The organism is Sporosarcina saromensis, assembly GCF_054901285.1.
This window is the reverse complement of the sequence record NZ_CM142738.1, coordinates 88,062-110,757: the sequence shown is the minus strand read 5'-3', so window position 1 is coordinate 110,757 and position 22,696 is coordinate 88,062. Positions and strand designations below refer to the sequence as shown.

The window sequence follows — 22,696 nt, the reverse complement described above, 5'->3', positions numbered from 1 at the left end:
AATAAAAATACAAGTATCGATTGGAGTAGAAGAAATGAAGACTAAGAAGCCCAAAAGAATACTAAACATTGGTTTAGTATTTATACTCATACTGAGTTTATTCTTACCGAATGTCCCTATTGTTAAAGCAAATGATTTTATAAGTGTTGCTGAGGCGATAGCAAACAACACAGGTAAAGCTACTGTCCGAGGGTATATAGTTGGTTACACTAAAAGTAATACTAGTGTAATTAGAACAGGATTTCCTGATGACAACAACTTTGCCCTAGCAGATACACCTGGTGAAACCGACACTACTAAAATGTTGTTTGTCCAACTAACTACTGCCTATCGTGGAGATTGGGGCTTGAAATCTAATCCCGGATTACTTGATAAAAAAGTAGATGTGTCTGGAAGCTTGGAAAAGTATTTTAGTGGTCCGGGCCTAAAAAGTCCTACAGCAATTAAGTTTGCAGCAGATGACAATCCTAATCCCGAGCCTGAAAATCCTACAGTCATACCTATTGCTGAAGCTCGTACAAAAAGTATCGACTCGTCTGTAACGATTAAGGGGATAGTAGCAGCAAAATTAAAGAACACAATCTCCGTTCAAGATGCAACAGGCGGCATTGCAGTTCGCCCAACGAGTTTAAACATCAATATCGGCGATGAAGTAACGCTTACTGGAAAGATAGCTGATTACCGAGGGCTTTTACAATTAGATGGTGCTACAATCGTTGGCGAACCAACAGTAGTCGGAGAGCCAGCACCAAAAGTCATTACGGGTGCTGAAGTAAATGAAGACAATGAATCCCTTCTTGTCAAAACAGAAAATATTGAAATTCTGTCTGTCCAAGATGGAACTGGATGGGCAAATTATACAGCTACCGATGGAACTTCTGAATTCATTGTACGGGATGAGTCCAATTCGCTTGGTTTAGAAGTTGGAAGCCTATATGACTCAGTAACAGGTATTGTTCAACAATTCGATAATACGTATCAAGTCATTCCACGTTCTGTCCAAGATATAATTCTAGACAGTTCAGTAGTCCAACCGGTTGTCGCTAATCCAGGTAGTGGGACGTTCGTTGGCGGCACGACGGTTACGTTGACAACGAGTACAAAGGATGCCGAAATCCTTTATACGTTGGATACAACAAATCCAATCGAAAATGGTGCAACGTATGCAGAACCAATTGACATTACCGAAAGTACAACCTTAAAAGCGGTCGTCAAAACAACAGAGGGTCGTTATAGTGATGTCGTCACATACGATTACAACATTACCGATGCCATTCGCATTCACGATATTCAAGGTGAAAGCCATACGTCTCCATTTGACGGTCAAAACGTTGAAGGGATCGAAGGTATCGTCACTTACCACTTTACGCTAAGTGGTTCACATTACTACCATATCCAAACGCCAGATGCTGAAGCTGATGATAATCCGAACACTTCGGAAGCGATAATACTGTACAGTGGAAAAACTTCTTGGCCGATTACTGTGGGAGATCTAGTCTCCGTTAAGGGTAAAGTGAGCGAATACGCAATCGATGGGTTCTCAGATCGTCAACAAACGGATATGAAAGTTACGCAAATCAATGTACGTGACGACCAAGGTGGAAATGTAACGGTACTTCAAAAGAACGTTCCATTACCTGCTCCAATCATTATCGATGAAACAAACTTACCAACAGAGTTTATCGACAGCGATAACCTAGCAATCTTCAATCCGGAAGTAGACGCATTGGACTTCTGGGAAAGTATTGAAGGGATGCGCGTTGAAGTGGGGAATGTGAAAGCGGTCGCTCCACAACAACATGGAGATATCGTTACGGTGTTGGAAAGTGCACCAACGAACACGTTGCACGGTGGCGTTTTACTAGAAAAAGAGAATGCGAACGCAAACCGTATTCAGTTCCGATTGGAGCCGAATGGAGACGCGAGAGATTTTGAAGTCGCCACGGGTGATAAATTCGAGGGACCTTTAACAGGTGTCGTCGGCTATTCATTCCAAAACTACAAAATTTACACGACGTTAACGGATATGCAAGCTGCGCATGTAAAAGGAGAAGCGACACCTGAACAGACAACAATTGTTAAAGCGGACGATAAATTGACAATTGCATCTTATAACCTAGAAAACTTCTCGAATAATACGAAAACAACTACAGTGGAAAAAGCACAAAAACTGGCAAGAGCATTTGCTATAGACATGCAAAATCCTGACATTATCGGTGTTACAGAAGTTCAAGACAATAACGGCCCTGATGCGGGAGGACCTCAAGCAAATCAAAGCTATGAGCGATTAATCGCTGAGATTGTTAAAGCTGGCGGCGTGCAATATGAATACGTCAACATTGACCCTGTATACAACGAAGACGGCGGTCAACCTAATGCAAACATCCGTGTTGGTTTCTTATACAACCCTGCACGTGTTTCATTGACAGAAGGCAGTCCTCAAGGTGATGCAACAACTGCTGTCGGTTACGAAAACGGTAAACTGACGCACAACCCAGGAAGAATCGACCCGACGAACGCGGCATTCAATCGTAGCCGTAAGCCATTGGCAGCTCAATTTGACTTCCAAGGTGAAAACGTCATCGTTATCGCCAACCACTGGAACTCCAAATCAGGAGATACACCGCTATTCGGTTCAAAGCAACCTCCTGTTTACGGTAGTGAAGTACAACGTAAGAAAATCGCTCAAATCGTCTACGATTTCGTGGCTGATGTGAAAACGAAAAATCCAGAAGCGAACATTGTATCACTAGGAGACTTCAACGATTTCCAATTTGCAGAAGCGTTGAAAATTCACGAAGGTGAATACATGACGAATATGATTCACAAAGTTGAGACGTCCGACCGTTATACGTATGTCTATCAAGGAAACTCACAAGTACTCGATCATATTCTCATTTCCAATGAACTCGCAGCAAAAACAGAAGTTGATATTTTACACATTAACGCAGACTTTACTGACATGGCTGGCCGAGCGAGTGACCACGATCCAGTGTTAGTTCAAGTAGACTTTAACAAAGAAGAAACACCTACGCCAACTAAGGCGGAAGTGACGTACAACTTCACAAACCTCAAAACGAAACTTTTGAAGATTGGAAAGCCGAGTGTAGCGGTGTCACTAGATGAGACATCCGTTATTACGGAAGGCGTCCTCTTCACAGGTGCATACGCGGAATTCCACGGTGCAGGGTTCGCGACAACACCTGTTACTGTGAAGCCTACTGAAGCTGGAGGAATTGTCGATTTTAAAGGAAATGAAGCGTTGAAATTAATCATTGACGGCACGAATGTATCCGAAGTGCGCGGCGCTGAGTACATTCAAGAAGTAGAATTCACAAATGGAGCAAATCCAGAAAACATTAAGTTCTACAACTCGAAAGGGGAGCCCATTGGGGTTCCTCCTTTCTCTCCTGAGAACAATGCGCCAATCATTACACAGCCGATTGCAAATAAAACTGTAACTGTCGGTGAAACAGTTACAATCGAGCTTAAGGAACATTTCACCGATCCTGACGGAGATGAACTTTCTTTCACAGCAACGAAAGGAACTGTCAACGGGAATACGCTGACACTTACGTTAGAAGAAGGTTCCCATATTGTTGGTGTAACAGCAACGGATGGGGAGAAGACAGCGACAGCAAGCTTCACTGTAACGGTAAATGCTGAAGCTGTGCCTGGCGACGACTACTACAAAAACGCTCGCGGGAAAGAAGGGCAAGCATTGAAAGATGCACTTCATGAAATTATTAGCGGACATACACAACTATCATATAGCCAAGTGTGGGAAGCGCTACGTGAAACAGACGAAGACCCGAATAACGCAAATAATGTCATTCTCTTTTATTCCGGTCATTCAAGATCTAAAAACAAAAATGGCGGTAATGTAGGTGACTGGAACCGAGAACACGTCTGGGCGAAGTCGCATGGAGATTTTGGCACGTCGCAGGGTCCAGGAACAGACATTCATCACCTACGACCGACAGATGTCCAAGTGAATAGCGCAAGAGGAAACCTTGATTTTGATAACGGCGGAAGCCCTGTAAACAATTGCGACGGTTGCAAACGCACGTCGAATTCATGGGAAGCACCAGACCATGTAAAAGGTGATGTCGCTAGAATGCTATTTTACATGGCAACTCGTTATGAAAAAGGCGACAAAGTAGATTTGGAGTTAAATGAAAAACTGAACAACGGTAGCGCTCCGTATCACGGAAAACTATCAGTTCTTCTTCAATGGCACCTACAAGACCCAGTCGATGAGTTTGAAATGAAACGCAACAATACAATTTACAGATGGCAAGGCAACCGCAATCCTTTTATTGACCATCCGGAATGGGTCACAAAAATTTGGGGACAACAACAAACTTCATTTGAGCAACTTGCTTCATAAACCAAGAAAAGTCGACGAAGTCGGCTTTTTCTTTACCTACTTTTCGACAAGATGAATATACGCAACATAGTAAACATACACTTGTCTGGTAGTTTGTTTGTGAATTGGTAATACGATTTAAGTGATAAGGAGGAGAGAGAGTTGAAGAATTGTAAAATGATTGTAAAGTCACGATAGGTTTAAATTATTCTGATTATTAATAATAGGTATTTTGAATTAAAGTGTTGATTTTATAAGCGTTTGAAGGCATTGAACAGTCAAATATTCTAAAATAACAACTACCATAATAGTAGTATTTTAACAGTATTATAAGAAACGTTTAAAAATGGATATGAAGATTTTTACTTTAATGTGATATATTAATATTGACGCGCTAGTTGGACAAGCGTGAAAAAAGGGAAAGGGGAAATGAGGATTGAAGACTAGTAGATTTCTTAAAGTTTTTCGGAGCATGATTGCTTTCATTCTCGTTCTATCATTGGTCATGCCTTATACGGCAAGCGCTAATACAGAACAAGAGCGTCCGTTCAAACCGGGTAGCCAAAGTGAAAGCACATTGCAACTGAAAGCTGCAATTGCTGAGCAATTAAACTTGGCAGAGGGGGGACCAAAGCTTCATAAGGACTTACAAGGCTTATCTGGAGATGAACGAGTGAATGTAATCGTTCACTTATCTGAAAATCCTGTTGCTTTAACAAAGGGGATTGCTGAACTTGCAGGGAAGAAATTCTCTACAAAGGATGCAAATGAAGTAAAACAAAAAGTCGTTAAGCAACAACATTTTGTTCAAAAGCAAATGGCAAGTTTAAACATTTCTCATGAAGTAGGGGTTTCATATAATACAGTATTAAATGGATTCGCTACCTCTGTAAAAGCGGATGATGTAGAGAAGCTTTTACTAGTTGACGGGGTGACACTCGTCGAGCCTGACGCAACAGTTTATGCGTATGAAGGTGAAGAAGCGCCAACTGATGAAGAAGGTTCAGAAGAACAGATTGATAGTGTTCAAGATGAAGAAGAGGAAAGTACGAATGAAGAGGACGTTACTCAAGAAGAAGTAGAGCCAGTAATCGACGAATCAGATCCAACATTGGATATAACGATGAGCACGAGCATCGACTTTCTAGGGATTGAAGCACTATGGGCAGAAGGCTTTGAAGGACAAGGCATCAAAGTCGCCGTCCTCGACACAGGCATCGACGCCGACCACCCTGAATTCCAAGGCATCTACAAAGGCGGCAAAAACTTCGTTCCACACACAGGAACGGACTACGCCCGCCCACGAGCAGATGACGATGCATCCGAAACATCGCCACTCGATCGACCGGACCACCGTCCTGAATTCAACGCAAACGGCAGTTCCTTCTACACATCACACGGCACACACGTAGCAGGAACGATCGCTGCAATCGGCAGCAACGAATACGGTATTAAAGGAATCGCACCAAAAGTCGATCTATACGCTTACCGCGTTCTCGGCGCATATGGCAGCGGCTCCACATCCGGCATCATTAAAGCAATCGACACAGCTGTCATCGAGGGCATGGACGTCATTAACTTATCACTCGGCGGTGGCGCAAACTCTGAAACGGACGGCGCATCATTCGCGCTGAACAACGCTATGCTCGCGGGTACAATTGCAGTTAGTGCCACAGGAAACTCCGGTCCGAACCGCGGCACAATGGGCACACCTGCCACATCCCGCCTCGGCATCGCAGTTGGTAACACAACAAACCCGGAAGCACATTTTAATGGGGATGTAAGTGTAACAGCAGGAGATTTTACGTATGCACAAAATCTTCAACTCATGGGCACAACTTTCGGTGCTAATCTTACACAACAACTTGCTGGAGAGTTTGACCTCATCGCAGTCCCAGGTGTCGGAAAAGTAACCGACTACGCAGGACTCGACGTCACTGGCAAAGTCGCACTCGTCTCACGCGGGGAAATTGCGTTTGTTGACAAGATTGCAGCTGCAAAAGATAACGGCGCAGTCGCAGTCATCGTCCACAACTTTGCAGGCGGCTCAAACGCACCAAATCCATCCGGCGTATTCCTCGGCGACGCATTCGAATTCATCCCGACATTCGACATGTCTGTGACCGACGGAGAAGCGATCCGGGCAGCACTTGCGCAAGCAGAAGGCACCATCACATTCAGCAACTTTGACAACACATTAACAACCGGCGACGACGTCAACAACTCAAGTTCCCGTGGTCCATCCAAACCGAACTTCGACATCAAACCCGACGTCACAGCACCCGGCACCAACATCATGTCGGCAATCCCAATGTACAAAGCCGACTTCCCGGAAGCAACCTACGAACACGCTTACACGCGCAAAACAGGTACTTCCATGGCGACACCACACATTGCGGGGATCGCGGCACTAGTTAAGCAAGCGAATCCGACATGGAACGCATTTGACGTCAAAGTTGCCCTGTCCAACACAGCAAAAGTCTTGGACACTAGCAAGTACGACGTATTCGCACAAGGAGCCGGCCGCGTACAAGCCTACCAAGCTGCACACCCGGAAATCCTTGCGTATGCGATTGACACAGCAAATAATGACGGTGAAATAGTAGAAAACTTAAAAGGAACAGTAACGTTCGGCCCTCAATCACTTGAAGAAGATCTGTCGGTCAACAAGCAGATTCTCGTCAAAAACGAGTACGGCAATGGCGGCACATACAACGCGACCGTCGAAGTGACAAAAGGATTCGGGGACGCAACCGTCACCATCGACAACCCGACGTTCACATTAACAGACGAACAACTGCTCAACGTCACGCTCACGGCATCTGCCAACACGGACACGAAACCAGGTGATGAAATCCTTGGTTATATCCACATCACAGGAGGCAGAACCGATGTATCGTTGCCATTCGCAGCTGATTTCGGCGGGGAAGCAGCAGCTGAAGTAAAAGACATGTCCATTACGGAAACAGACCTTAGCTTCAACGGAGACGGCGTGAAAGACGAAGCAATGCTTTATTTCACCATCACTGGTGACGTTGGATTTAACTTCGTTGAACTGTGGGACATCATGAACCCGGATGGTGGCGCGTATAAAGACGGTTACATCGGCTACTTGCATGCAGGCACAAGCTTAAGTGCAGGTTCCTACCAGCTTCCAATCCGTGGCCAATACAGACCATGGGGTGGATCAGGTCCAACAACAATTCCGGACGGCTTGTACACAATTGATTTCTCTGGCGAAACCGTATCCGGCAACCCGCCTGTCATCGGTGACTACGTCGGACCAGTCGTCGTCAAATCGACAGCAGGTACCGTCACAGGAACAATCGAAGGCACAACAGCAACTGGCGCAATCGATGACGCCTACATCATCTATCAACAAGAACTCGTCAACTACGGATTGGGCTACGACATTAACACGAAACTACACGCTTCGTACGAAGTGAAAAGTAAGGAAGAAGTCGTAGCATCTGGTCCAATAACATTGGCTCAAGACGGCACATACACATTCGAACTGCCGAATCTGGAAAAAGCCAATCACACCGTCATCGTCAAGTACGAAGACGCAGCTGGCAATCAAGCTGAAGCAGTCATCCGCGATGTTGAGTATACGCTAAATGATCAGTTGCTCGCCTTGCAAAAAGGTGAAACAGCAGATTTAGTATTAACGGAGACGACAACAATACAAGATGGCACATCAACTGAACGCGACGTCACAGCTGATGCAACCTTCTCAACAGCTGACGCAACCATTGCAACTGTCGAGGCAGGTACTATCACAGCAGTTAAAGCGGGTACAACAGAAATCACGGTCACATATGGTGACTTTACGGAGACTGTAGTTGTAGAAGTAACTGGCTTACCGACATATGCGGTAGACAGCACGGAACTTTCACTCGTAGCGGGTGGAAACCACCAAATTGTTGTGACGCAAACAACAATCTTGCCAACTGGCGATGCTGATGAAGTGGATGTAACGGCGGAAGCAACCTTCACAGTAGCAGACGACACAGTCGTAACTGTCGAGGGAGGCAAAGTCACAGCAGTTAACGCAGGAACAACAGAAATTACGGTCACTTATGGTGACTTCACAGAGACAGTAGTTGTTAAAGTGTGGGGAGCACCAGAGTATGAGCTAAGCCAAACGGATATTCTACTCCTAACGGGTAGCACGAAACAATTGAAGCTTACACAGTCAATCTTACAACCTGACGGTAAGACAATAGATACAAAAGACGTCACTGCCGACGCACTTTATGTTTCGTCAGATGAAAAAATACTCACTGTCGACAAAGGGTTAATTAAAACAATCAGATCTGGAAAGGCGACCATTACGGTAACGTACGATGGAAGCGCGGAAATGACGGTGAACGTAGTAGTTTCAGATCCAGTGATTGTTTACCCGGATCCAACACCACCAGTTGATCCAAAACCGGAAGAAAAGCCGGAACCAAAACCAGATCCTGAAAAACCGACACCACCTGTTTTCACAGACATTACCAACACTTTCGCAGCAAACGAAATTAACAAACTAGCAGCGAAAGGAATCATTCAAGGTAAAACAGAAACAAACTTTGCGCCGAACGCACAAATCTCACGTGCAGAGTTTGCGGTATTGCTTGCAAGAGCACTTGAACTTGAATTGAAAGACTACGAAGGAACATTCGGTGACGTGAATGCAAGCAAGAAATGGGCATTCGCTGGAGTGGAAGCAGCAGCGCGTGCGGGTATCATTAACGGCACAGCTGACGGCAAATTCAATCCAGACGCGCCGATCAAGCGTGAAGAGATTGCGGCAATGGTCATTCGTGCAATCGAGTACAAAGACAAAGAAGTGCTCAAAGGACTCGATACGCCTGCAAACTTCAAAGACCACGGATCCATCGGTTCATTTGCCATCGACTCCGTGTACAAAGCAAACGCACTTGGCGTTGTAAAAGGATCTGAAACAGGAAGCTTCAATCCGAAAAACAACGCAACACGTGCAGAAGCGGCAGTCATGTTGTACCGTGCACTGAACAAACTTAAACTGATTGACTGAGTAGAAAAAGGAGCCCCTGCGGCTCCTTTTTTCTATGCGAAGATTAATAGACCAACACAGTTGAGTGTATTATTTCATCAGTTAAAATATTTTTAAAATTTAATTGACAGCTATTTTCAAAGTTGGTATAGTACTAGTAAGATCTTTTCTGTAAACACAGTAAAAGAGCCGAACGGTGAGCGGAAACTCATCGTTCGGAGTCCCAATTATACAACGTATTTACCACTTCTAAACGATAATTCGTTAGGGTGTTTTTTTATTGTCAAAACCGGCTACTTTTAAATGGTTCATTTATATTTGGTAAGAGAGTGGCTGAAAATATTGGTAATCTATCTACATAATTTACTAGTTCTGTTGTGTTTCCAAACTAGTTATATTAAACTAGTAAGAAGTGTAAATAATTATAGAGGTGAGAAAATGACGAATAATAGCAAAAACAGCAAAGTATTAAAGTCACTTATGGTTGGAACAATCGCTTTGACGCCTGTGTTGGCAACGGGAATTGGTGCAAATGAAGCTAGTGCTGCAGTAGATTTAAGCGTAAAAGAGAAGGGGGCCATCGAAAGTTTTGTAACAGAATTTAATAAACTGGATAGCAAAAAACAAGAACTTGTTCGTATTGTAATGAATGAATTGGCAGCAAAACCAGAAGAGTCTTTTGAAGCAGAATATCTAGAGAAACTAAAAACACCTTACTCAAACTTGTTAACGACTACAAGAGAGGAAGTAATAACAACTTCAAAAATGGAAACAAGATACATAGCTTTTAAAACAGCTGTGCGTGGTGTGAAAGAAGATGTAACTGCTGAAGAATTAGTTAATTATTACACAGCCGTCATTAACGACCTTATCTTAGCTGTAGATAAGTTAAGCAGTGATAAATACAACGATTTATTTGGCTCAGGTCTTTATGGAGAGTTTGAAGCTATTTATAAAGCACATACCGTTCCCAAAAGCCTAAAGCCTGTAATAAAAGTTCCTACTAGTAATATTCTTACTGGTATTCAACCGAAATTCAATGCATATTTAGCTTCCCTCGACAACGGTGGTGGCGGCGGAGGCGGCGGAGGCGGTATCATCCCACCAACAACACCACCAGTTACAGGTGAAGGCTCTGTAGAAGTAGACGGTTCAACAATTTCAAGCAATCCGCAAGCTGTCATCGATTCGATCAACAACGCTGCTGCAGTGAAAGAACTTACTGTTAAAGTTCCAGCTGGCGCTACAGATGTAAAAGTTCCAGCAACGATCTTAAACGCACTCGACAACAAAAACAGCGAAGCAGTTGTAGCGCTTCAATTCGGTGAAGTTGCTTACGAATTACCAGTGAATGCATTTGACCTTTCTGCAGCAGCAACAGACCTTGACGTTGCTTCAGCTGAATTGAACCTTGTTGTATCAGTTACAAAAGTGGACAACCCACTTAAAGACAAAGCAGCTTACAAAGTACTTGCGGATGCGATCGACTTTGAAGTGAAACTTGTTGCACCAAACAACAAATCCGTCACGTTGAGCGTATTCCCGACACCAATCAAACGTACTTTGCCAGCAACAGCTAAATTGAACCCACTTACAACTGTAGGGGTAACAGTAGATGCAAGTGGTAAAGTAACTGCTGTTCCGACATACGTATCTGCTGACAAATCAGCAAACCTTTACCGCTCAACGAACTCTGTATACACGTTGATCGAGTACTCTAAGTCATTCACAGACCTAACAGGTGGTACAAGCTGGGCTGAAGAGTACGTTGACAAACTTGCTTCTCGTATGGTTGTCAATGGAAAAACAGACACAACATTCGCACCGACACTTAAAATTACACGTGGTGAGTTCGCAGCAATCCTTTCTCGTGGATTGGGAATCGTTGCAATGGACCCTGAAGCTTCATCTTTCAAAGATGTTTCGCCTAAACAAGCATTCAACCAAAACGGTGAAATTGCTGCGGTCGTAGAAGCGGGAATCGTCTCTGGTTATTCACACGACACATTCCGTCCGTATGAAGAGATCACACGTGATCAAGCAGCAATCATGATCAGCCGTGCAATCGACTATGTCGGTGCAGACAAAGTGACTTTCGACAAAAAGAAAGCATTGACTGCATTCAAAGACAACAAACAAATCGGTGCTGCTTCACGTAAACACGTAGAGCGCGTTTACCAAGCTGGTTTACTAGATGGCTACATGGATGACACATTCCGTCCAACAGCGGATGCAAACCGTGCTCAAATGGCAAAAATCATCTATAACTTCTTGGCAGAAATTGAGTTTATTAACTAAATCATGAAACGAATCAGCCTTCCCAAGCGTCTAACCTTGGGGAGGTTTTTTGTGGGAATTAACACTACGAGAATACTAGAAATAAATCATTCCAACTAATTTCCAAAATACATCTTTCAAAACATATCCAACTATAGTAATCTAGTAGCAAGGAGGGATTTAAGATGAAAAAATACCTATCTTACATGATTATTACCACGCTATTCTTCATGATGTTCATGAATCCAGCAAAAGCACAAAGCTCATTTACAGATGTCAGTCCTTCTTATCCGTTCTACGAACACATCCATTATTTGACGGAACGAGGCGTCATTAAAGGATACGAAGGCAACCGTTTTGGGCCTACAGAACAAGTGACTCGTGCAGCAGCGGCAGTTATGATTGCGCGTGCACTTGGCTTACCAACGGAAAAGAAGCAGACGATCTTTAAGGACGTCAGCGCACAAAGCTTTGCGTCGGGTGCCATCCAATCCGCAAACGATGCCGGTATCATCCAAGGCTACACGGACGGCTCATTCGGTCCTGACAAAATTGTTACACGCGGTGAAATGGCAATTTTCTTAGCACGTGCGTTTGACATGACGGACGAAGAACCGATGCCTTTTAAAGACGTATCCATCAGCTCTGCAGGGTATGCGTACATCGCGAAAGTGATCGCGGCAGGGGTTACACAAGGCTATTCGGAAACGGAATTCCGTCCAAACGAACCCGTCACACGTGCCCAATTCTCGGCATTCCTTGCCCGCGCAACAAACGATGCACTCCGTTTGACGGTGCAGGCATGTGGCTACGATGCAACTTCAACAGTCAATCCGGACAAGCAGACGCTCAACTGCCTCGTCACGAAAGCGGCACGTAATGCGAACGTTCCACCTGAAATTGCAAAAGCAGTCGTCACGGTCGAAAGTGATTGGACACATTTCCTTAGCAACGGCGAACCGCTCATTAGTGAAGATGGCGGGATTGGCCTCATGCAAATTACGAACCGACCTGGGTTAGACATCGAGAAATTGAAGTTTGACATTGCGTATAACATCGAAGCAGGTGTTCAACTGCTCGCTGAAAACTTCAAACGATCCGACCTTCCGAGTATCGGAACGAAAGATCGTGCAATACTCGAACATTGGTATTTCGCAGTCATGGCCTATAACGGTACAAAACCGGTCAATAGCCCGTTCTATAGTGCAACAGGCAACAGAAATCCGAACGCTTACCAAGAAAAAGTGTACCGTCACATAAGCAACGGACTCGTGTTGACGAACATTACTGGAATTGACATGAAAAGTGAAGACTTCACATATGACGGCTCGTCAACTGCTAACATCCGATTCAATAAGAAAGCATTTACTTTAAAGGGCGACACGACGAAATCAGTAGAATTGCTTACACACGGAGAGGTCGTCAAATACGTCGGTAAAGGTTTGCGCTCCAAACCAAGTACAGCAACAGACTCCATCGTAACGATTCCAACAGGTGATGCATTCACCCTACTCGGCGGACCCGTCTACGATGAAAACAAAGAATCGAACAACCAGTTTGTCTGGTATCCCGTAAAAACATTACACAATGGCAAAACAATCACAGGATTTATTGCAGCACCGTATATCCGCTAATCCTACCAGCCATGTGACTATTACAAGAGGCACAACGAGCGTGCCTCTTCGTCTTGTACAGACAGAAGGAGAAGTGGAATGAAAAAGTATTACAAGCAACTTAGCGTCCTCATCGCCATGGCATGCCTATTCGTACTGACTACAATGACTGCACAAGCCTCTACATTTAAAGATGTGTCCTACAAGTATTGGGCTTACAAAGATATTCAATTTGTCGCAGAAAACAATGTCATCCGAGGATTTGCAGACGGTAACTTCAGACCCGGTTACAACATTACACGAAAAGATGCAGCAGTCATGATGACAAGAGCACTCGATCTCTATACGTTGAATGAACCACCGCTACCCGTTGAGGATTTACGACCTACATCACCGGGCTACAAAGAAATCATGATCGCGCTTGAAAACTACTGGTTAACGCTCGATAAAGGGAACTTTAACCCGGACGCTCCTCTAACGCGTGACGAAATGTCCAAAATGCTTGCAACGGCTTATGGCTATGAAGGAAAAGGACAAAGTATATTTACAGACGTTCCCATTGAAGACGCGTACTACGCCTATATTGATGCAATCGCCTTCCAAGGCGTAACAACAGGCTACAACGACGGGTCTTTCCGACCGAAAGAGACCGTCACACGTGCACAATTTAGCGCATTCCTTTCAAGGGTGTATCAGCAACCAATCGCCTACGAAGTACGCAATGATGGAGAATTAATCGACGTCGTCCCATCCGTAGACGATGCACTTGAACTCGTAGCGTATTATCCAAAAGGGACAATTCATCCGCAAAGCAATAAATTCGTCGACTACGCGCAAACAATTGCGACAGCCGACAAAACCAACTTGAAAAGTGGGGCGCTCATTTACAACGGCTTCAAAGAAATCGAAAAATTCACCCCACAATTTTTCAGCCATTACTTAAAAACGAAACCCGTTAACGGCATTCAACAAAACATGTTCGAAACGTTCGTCATTCTTGGCTTACGGTACAACGAACAAAGCGACCAATTCGTAGATGGACCATCCAACCATGCAAATTATGAAGACTGGAAAACCTACATCGACCGCACGTTCCATGCAGACGGAGCCATTCAAAACTTAAACACAGCCGCTAGATGGGCCAACCGCAAAGTCGATGTGTACGTAGCAATTCCATATCCAAAAAGAAATGAATCAATTATTAACCTAAACGGGGAAGACGTCGGAAGCGGCGTATACGCACGTTATGATTTGGCCAACTGGTACGTTAAAGAAGTTTTGAAAGAATTCGAACGTGGACAATACGACAACATCAATTTCAAAGGCTTTTACTGGCTAAGCGAAACAGTTCGGACCGTCGATGACGAAGTAATCATCTCGTCCATCTCTAGTCTATTGAATAAACACGATAAATTCTTTATCTATTCGCCACACGCAACATCAACAAACTTCTACAAATGGCAAGACTACGGCTTCGACGCAGCATTCCTGCAACCGAACGCCTTCAGAGCCACAACGCCAAATAAAGAAGAACGCCTCCATCGCGCCTTCTTAAACGCACAAATTTACGGCACAGGCATAACAATTGAAATCGACTCCTACCACATGGACAAAGCCGAACAAGGCGTAGAAGCATTCGACCTCTACATGGACATGTCCAAACGCTACGGCCTCGACGAAAAAGGCATGATGTTCTACCAAGGCACCAACATGGTCGAACGCATGGCCACCTTCGACCACCCCGTATACAAACGCTGGTACGAGCAATTAACGGAAACATTTTTTATAAATGACACAAAGGCAGATTAAAAGAGGAGCGGGCAACCCGCTCCTCTTTTTAATGAATCCTTTGCCAATTTAATACGTCTATACATAGGGAGTAGTATGTACTGATACATTTTCTTATAATTAGATGATTTATATTGATTATTTATATTCTAGGCTAACGCTTTCCTTTGGAGGGGCGTACGGTAAGTCGAGCGAACGGTGAAGGGTTCGATTTGCCTTAATTTTTGCGATTTGTGCAGTATTAAAGCATTAAGGCGAGGTCTTACCTGTCACACAATCCCCAAGGAATCGCCGCCTTGCACTTCGATCATCTAAGTGAATACTAGCAAAAGTAGAGTATAATGGTGTGTTTTGAACCATAAGAAATGCTTCTAGATACCTAGCATCTCCAGTTGACTGAAGTGTAGGCGCCGACTCCTGCGGGGGAATAGCACGAATGGTGAGACCCCGGAGGGAGCGAAGCGGACGAGGAGGCTCACCCGTGCCCCGCGGAAAGCGTGCGCCGAAACGTAAGTCTACGGTTTTCCAATCACTAATTCACCATCTGGAAAATAAACTCCCGACAAAACCAACCACTGTGTTATAATCGAAACGTGAAAGAACTATAGAAAGGGTTATTCCATGAACTTCAACTTACGCCTAAAAGAAATGGCCGTGCCCCTACTCGGTATCCTGCTGCTCGCAGTGGCACTCGTCATCCCAAATACGCTAGTCACCTATGCAATCACACTCTTACTAGCATGCACAGCACTTATCAAACCCAAACAAGCCATCTTGTTCTTACTAATCTATTTCCCATTACGTTCATTCCTAATCGAAGTGAATCCAGCACTCAAACTAATCGGTGACCTCATCATCGTCTTCGCATTCCTACGCGTCGTCTGGGATGCACGCAAAGACTGGAAATCCATCTTCCGTTTCGAACTATTCGAATGGGCATTTATCGCATTTATTGTATTAGGCGTCGTCTCAGCATTTTTATCGGACGTCATGACAACAGCAATCATTTTCCAAATCCGTGCGTTCGTCATCATGTTTCTACTATTATATATCGTCAAACGACTCGATATCACAAAACAGGACATCTACAACTTCCTGTATGTCACGCTATTTGTTACCGTCGTACTCATCGTTCAAGGCTTAGTCGAGAAAATGAGCTTACGAACAGCACTCATGCCTGAAAGCTGGGTCAATCGCCAACTCTCGGCGAACAACCGGAGCCGGATTTACGGACTCGTCAACAATCCGAACGTACTCGCCGTCTATTTTGCGTTTACGGGTGTACTCATCTACTACTTAAAAACAATGCTGCCGAAATCCAAATGGCAATGGGTGCTTAACGTCATCCTTGTCGTCCTAGCAGGAACATGGATCCTAACATACAGCCGTGGTACGTGGATCGCCTTTGCGATCGGACTTGCGATTTATTTCCTCTTTACGAGAAATTGGAAGTTTGTCTTAAAAACAGCAGTTGTTCTAGGACTCGGATTTATCCTAATAACGTTCCCAGTGACAAAAACAGCACATTGGATCAGCTCCAACACAGACGTTGGGGATGTCGAGCGGACAGGCCCTGCTGAACCGGGCGAAAGCTTTGCTGTTGAATCGACACGCATTAAAGAAACGTTCAACACAGACACATTTGAAAAGAGTAAAACGACCGGCCGTCTATTCATCGTCTATAAGGGCTTTGAGATTTTTGAGGATTACCCGGTCATCGGTACCGGTTTTGGTACTTTCGGTGATTCAGCTTCAAAAGTCTACTCATCACCGTACTACAGCCATTATGATGTCCAGTTCAATATTTATTCCGACAATCAATACATCCAAGTCATTACGCAAACCGGTGTCATCGGTGTCATCTTGTTTGCAGTGTTCCTACTAGGAATGCTCGTCCTTTTCTGGAAACGACGTAAGCAAACGGATAAAGCGATCCCGTTACTCGCAATGCTTATTGCGGTGTACTGGTGCGGGTTTATCTACAACATCTGGGAAGACAAGACGTTCACGCTTTATTTCTTCATCCTGACAGGTGCATTCCTGGCAGTGACAAGCAAAAAAGCGGCAGTTTTGAAATAATTCATCGCTCTGTTCTGTGTAAAGCAGAATGGGGCGTTTTTTTAGTTTTGGCGAAGTTTGAATCTTTTTCTGAGTGGTAGAGTTGAATAGAGTGACAGTTCGAGATTCTACTACATAGGAGGAGAGGCGTATGCGTAACAGATTATTTGTAGCGACAGTGGCAGCAACGACGATTGTGCCTGCTGTCGTTGCTCCCGTCCAGGCAGATGCAGTGGGGCAAACTTTCAAAGATGTACCTGATAACTATTATGCGCATAAAGAAATTACAAACTTGGTCGATCGAGGCATCATTGAAGGGTTTACCAACGATACATTTAAACCTGAAAAACAAGTAACACGGGCTGAATTTGCTACCATTTTAGCAAGAGCGATTGATTGGCCTCCAGCTGACAGCAACTTCAAAGACGTCAGCAAAAGCTCCGCACTGTATGACGGCGTATCGCGAGCATACAACGCGTCAATTGCCAGAGGATTCGCAGATGGAACGTTTAAACCGAATGAGCTCGTCACGAGAGAAGACATGGCCGTCATGATTGACCGCGCCATGCAGCTAAGAGCTCCCTATATTTTCACAAAAGAACTAGACTTCACAGACAGTCACACAATCGGAGCGTACGCAAAAACAGCCATCCAACGACTCTACTACTACGAAGTCATGGGCGCCTACACCGGCACAAACTTTGAAGGCAACACACCAGGCACCCGAGCAGAAACCGCCCGCATCATCTACAACATGCTAAAAGTCTTCGACAACTCATCATTTGAATAAAAATCAAAATGGCGTCACAACTAGGTTGGAATTCCACCTAATTGTGATGCTTTTTTAGTAGAAGTAAAGTATAGGTGATTTTACTACTAAAACCTATCTAACTGCCCGTTTCTCTTGAATATCACCCCTCACGGTCAAATAGAACACATCTAATTGACCGATTCCCTTGAATTTCCCTACTCACGGTTAAATAGAACTCGTCTAATTGCCCGATTCCCTTGAATTTCACCACTCAAGGTCAAATAGAACCTATTTAATTGCCCGCACCCTCTACTCTGAGTCACTTTCGGTCAATTAGAATAATCAGATCGTTCCCTCAACTAAACCTAATGATCTTATTCTGTAAAGTGCATGAGGCGCGAAAAGAACTTCCTATGACTCTCATCTCCTCGCGGTAAAGTAGTATGCATTTTAATGGCCGTGTATTGTTCACAGAATTTTTTCTGTTGCTTGCTAGCTAAGTGTGATTGATAAGCTACTATTTTTCTTTTTTTCTTTTGAACGTAGAGGAATTTTAATGATCTTTTCTTCCTATTTCTTACAACGACAACTAGGATTGGAGTGGAAGGCGGCGAAAGCTGTCACGCAGAACAGCTTTTGCGAGTAAAAGCGCAGCGTTAGGAGCAACGGTTCCACTAGGATGCCTTAATTTCTGCACAAAGCGCATAAATACGGCAAAGCTCACTCTTCGCAGTTCGCTTGGCTGAAGCCGTGCCCGCGGAACGCGTCCGCCTGCAGCGCAAATCCGTTACAGAAACCTCTACCATAACACGCTCTCATACTCTCCCGTCCCTTCCGGGACCCCCTAGTCAAATAGAACGAAAATCCCCAACAACTCTAGCAATCATAGAGTTTCAGATTATAATGGACTTACAACATATTACAGCAAAGGGGAATGAAGCATTGCAAAAACGTACATACCTGTCGAAACTTAGCATCCTACTACTCGTGATCTTTCTATCCATTCCAACCGTCACACAAGCAGCCACGGACGAAAAAACAAAAATATCCGAAGGCGTACAATATGAATATACAAACAAAACCATATCCGGGTACCCTCAAGCACTACGTAACCTCGTCGTAGACTTGAACAACCCGTACACAACCGTTGACGTCGGCTACCCAACGCCACTCAACAAACTATCACGCACAACTGTCCAAGCGAACGCCTACACAGGACCCGGCAAACAAGTCGCAGGTGCAATCAACGGCTCCTTCTTCTGGTCAAGCGACCAACACTACTTGCCGATGTACTTGATCGCATACCGTGACCGGCTCATGAATGCCGGTATTATCGCATCAGGCGCTGACCAATACGTCAACAAACCGATCGCATTCGGTATCGACAAAAACGGCAAAGGGAAAATTGAACCGTATAATTTACATCTATCATTCAATCATAAAGGCGTAGACTATCCGATCACATCGACGGACAAGCACCGTTCCAATGACAACTTGATTCTGTACACTCCGCTGTTCCCTAAAACGACAACTGAAACAAATGCCCTTGGTATGGAACTCGTCATTGAAAATGTCACAGGCGGCACAGCCCTCAACTTTGGTGAAACCGTCACAGGTACTGTCACGAAAATTCGTGAGCGCAACGATGCGCAAGCGTCAACAATCCCGAAAGATGGATTCGTCCTTTCTGCCCATGGTGAAGCGATGCAACTCATCAAAGACATCGGAATCGGTGAAACGATCTCCATTAAAACGGACATCGACGAGCAATGGAAAGGCGCGTCATTCATGCTGACTTCTGGACCTGAACTCGTTAAAAATGGCCGTGTCGATCTTGGCATCGATCCGAACAGTAGCCGTGCGAAAGAGCGTGCACCGCGTACAGCAATCGCGATCGACAAAACCGGTTCAAAAGTATTCATGGTCACAGTCGATGGCCGTCAAGCCGGCTACAGTAAAGGAATGAACTTACAAGAGTTCGCGGAACACCTCGTCTCTCTTGGTGCGCACCAAGCATTGAACTTAGACGGTGGTGGATCTACGACGATGGCTGTCCGTAAACCGGGCGACTACAATGTCTCCTTGTATAACAAGCCGTCTGACGGCATTGAAAGGATTGTCTCCACATCCTTATTCGCCGTTTCAACAGCACCAGCAGGCACACCGACAACTGTCGGCGCAACGATTGCGAAACCTGGTGTCTATTTAAAAGGCACGAAAGGTTCAATTGTCGTAGATTACGTGATGGACAACTACTACAATCCAGTCACCTTTACGAATAAAGACATTACGATCAGCTCACCACAAGGGCTCGTCACACCGAACGGACTAAGCTTTACAGCACAAAAAGCAGGAACAGGGGCGATAAACGTCCACTATAAGACAGCGACGTCAACGATCCCGTTTGAAGTCGTTGAATCGATCCATACGGTGAAACCATCAAGCGCAACCGTTGAAGTGCGTGCGGGTGAAAAGAAGACGATGACTGTCAAAGCATTTGATAGTAAAAATCGCGAAGTCATATTTGACCCATCATTAGTGACATGGAGTGCGTCCGCAAACATTGGAACAATTTCCGCAGCAGGTGTTTTCACTGCGGCAACGAAAGACGGAACGGGCACAATTACCGCGACACTCGGTGGTAAAAAGGTGTCAATCCCTGTGACGATTACAGGGGAATATTTCCGTGCGGCCAATATGGATTCACTTGATAATTTGTCCGTCGACTATACGAACGCATCCGCATCCCTTTCAATGAACGGCAAGAAAGAGCCAGCATTTGAAGGAAGCGGTGCAGTGAAGTTGTCTTATGATTTTACGGGTACAACGGGTACATCTGCGGCGTACGTCGTAGCGAAGAACCCTATTAAACTAGCAGGATCACCGACGAAACTGTCTGCACGTGTGTATGGGGACGCAGGCAACACATGGCTCCGTGGCCGTATTCAAGACGCGACGGGTAAAGAATTCACAATTGACTTCACGCCGGAAAACGGCTTGAAATGGCGTGGATGGAACTATGTGACGGCAAGAATGCCAGCGGGAACGACTGGTGAGTTGTCATTAAAACAAATTTATATCGCTCAACCGACGGAAAGCTTAAAAACAGCAGGCAGCATTATGATTGACGATGTAAAAGCAATTTTCAATGCAGATTACAAAGAAGCATTGTTCAAAGATACGGGACTTACATTCCGTGCGGAAAAAGAAATTACGGCACTCGTCAATGATGGTGTCATCGCAGGCTATGCAGACGGTTCATTCGGGCCGTATCAAGAGTTGACGAGACAGCAAGCAGCGATATTACTTGCACGTGCGCTTGATTTGCCACTTGATAATGTCACAGATCCTGGCTTTAAAGACATGGCGCCGACGATGACGTTCTACAAAGAAGTAGCAGCTGTCGCAAATGCAGGCATCATCCAAGGGAAAGACAAAGGGACACGCTTTGATCCAAATGGCAAACTGACACGTGCTGAAATGGCGGCAATCTTGCAACGCGGTTTCAAACTACCATTAAGTGATAAAAATCATTTCACGGATAGTGGCGGCAGTTTTGCGAAAGATGCGATCAATTCACTTGCGTATAATAACATTACACAAGGTATCGGTAATGGGAAATTCGGACCGGCACAAAATATTAGCAGAGCTGATTTCTCAGTGTTCTTACATCGGACACTATTAATAAAAAAGTAGAATTTAAAGCTTTGAGATTGCAGAAAATTGTGGTACAATGGTCGTGTAGAGTTTTTCCTTTTACCTTATAGAAAAAATTTTTAAGTGGCCTTGGTTGATGGAGCGGGAAAGTCTGCGGAGAATCTTCTTCGCAGATTTTTTTTGTCAAAATTAGCTGACTGAAAATTTGAGTTCATTTCAACAAACAATGATGGTAAACTTACAAACAAATGAGAAACATGCAGAGGTGACGAACATGAAAAAGAAGCTGAAGATCGGCTTATCTGTACTCCTTGCACTCGTCTTATGTGCAGCAGGCTATATCTTATATATTGTGAAGTTCAAACAATACGATGTGGCGGATGAAGAAGTGACGGAAATTGTGAAAGAACAATATACGATTGAACTGCCTGACGGGACAATCATTACGTTGGACGATGATGGAGAAGTGGCAGAGGATACAAGCGGCGAAGTGACAGACGGCGAGCAAGCTGCTGAGACGGACGATGCTACGGAAGATGTGGAAGGAACGGCGACTGTCACGACTGGCACGACGGCACCATCAAAGGGGACAGGAACGACTTCCGGATCTACTGGGACAAGCACAGGAAAAGACAACAAACCGGCAACAAAACCTGAAAGCAGTGGATCTACAGAAGCGGGCAAACCAGCACAAAAACCGACCGTGGCAGCCATTAAGGATAAATACCGACCTGCATTCCAAGCATTAGAAGCCCAAGCAGAAAGCAAACTGAATGCGCTTGTCGGACGAGCGAAAGTCGAATACATAGGGAAAAAAGAGAACGGCGAAAAGATTGATTACGGCTATTTCTACAATAAATATACGAGTGCAGCTGCTGAACTGGAAGGCCGCACGGACAGTGTATTCAATGGTGTATTAAAAGCGGTACAGAAAGATTTAGAGAAAAATGGATATGACAAATCGTATGCACAAAGCTTCCTAGACGAATACAATGCATCTAAAAAAAGCCGAAAAGAGAGCTTGATGAATAAAGTCATCGGATTGTAAGGTGAAATTCGACAAACTTTAGCATTTGCAGAGCGTTCTTGACGTTTTTTGTACGAATCAGATAAATTAGATGATGATTATGTTATACTGTTCGTATAAGTTTGGCTTTGTACGA

9 protein-coding genes are annotated in these 22,696 nt (G+C 44.6%); all 9 read left to right on the top strand.

What is annotated here, in order from left to right; translation table 11 throughout:
• The first annotated feature begins 34 nt into the window (after positions 1–34).
• The 9 genes from ACVHUV_RS00445 to ACVHUV_RS00405 all read left to right on the top strand — a co-directional run bounded on the left by ACVHUV_RS00445 (position 35) and on the right by ACVHUV_RS00405 (position 22,581).
• Positions 35–4,390, top strand: coding sequence for an endonuclease (locus ACVHUV_RS00445; RefSeq protein ID WP_462085744.1), 4,356 nt, complete (start codon positions 35–37; stop codon positions 4,388–4,390).
• 415 nt (positions 4,391–4,805) lie between these two features.
• Positions 4,806–9,410: a S8 family serine peptidase gene (locus ACVHUV_RS00440; RefSeq protein ID WP_462085743.1), complete on the top strand. Its 4,605-nt coding sequence runs from the start codon at positions 4,806–4,808 to the stop codon at positions 9,408–9,410.
• A 417-nt stretch (positions 9,411–9,827) separates the two neighbouring features.
• Positions 9,828–11,687: an S-layer homology domain-containing protein gene (locus ACVHUV_RS00435; protein WP_462085742.1), complete on the top strand. Its 1,860-nt coding sequence runs from the start codon at positions 9,828–9,830 to the stop codon at positions 11,685–11,687.
• 164 nt (positions 11,688–11,851) lie between these two features.
• Positions 11,852–13,300, top strand: a complete 1,449-nt coding sequence (locus ACVHUV_RS00430; protein WP_462085741.1) for an S-layer homology domain-containing protein — start codon at positions 11,852–11,854, stop codon at positions 13,298–13,300.
• A 78-nt stretch (positions 13,301–13,378) separates the two neighbouring features.
• Complete coding sequence (locus ACVHUV_RS00425; RefSeq protein ID WP_462085740.1) at positions 13,379–15,088, top strand: DUF4855 domain-containing protein; 1,710 nt, start codon at positions 13,379–13,381, stop codon at positions 15,086–15,088.
• 600 nt (positions 15,089–15,688) lie between these two features.
• Positions 15,689–17,146: an O-antigen ligase family protein gene (locus ACVHUV_RS00420; protein WP_462085739.1), complete on the top strand. Its 1,458-nt coding sequence runs from the start codon at positions 15,689–15,691 to the stop codon at positions 17,144–17,146.
• Between the two features lie 130 nt (positions 17,147–17,276).
• On the top strand, positions 17,277–17,915 hold the full coding sequence (locus ACVHUV_RS00415; protein WP_462085738.1) for an S-layer homology domain-containing protein: 639 nt from the start codon (positions 17,277–17,279) through the stop codon (positions 17,913–17,915).
• A 903-nt stretch (positions 17,916–18,818) separates the two neighbouring features.
• On the top strand, positions 18,819–21,572 hold the full coding sequence (locus tag ACVHUV_RS00410) for a phosphodiester glycosidase family protein (protein WP_462085737.1): 2,754 nt from the start codon (positions 18,819–18,821) through the stop codon (positions 21,570–21,572).
• A 235-nt stretch (positions 21,573–21,807) separates the two neighbouring features.
• On the top strand, positions 21,808–22,581 hold the full coding sequence (locus ACVHUV_RS00405) for a hypothetical protein (protein WP_462085736.1): 774 nt from the start codon (positions 21,808–21,810) through the stop codon (positions 22,579–22,581).
• Positions 22,582–22,696: the final 115 nt, after the last annotated feature.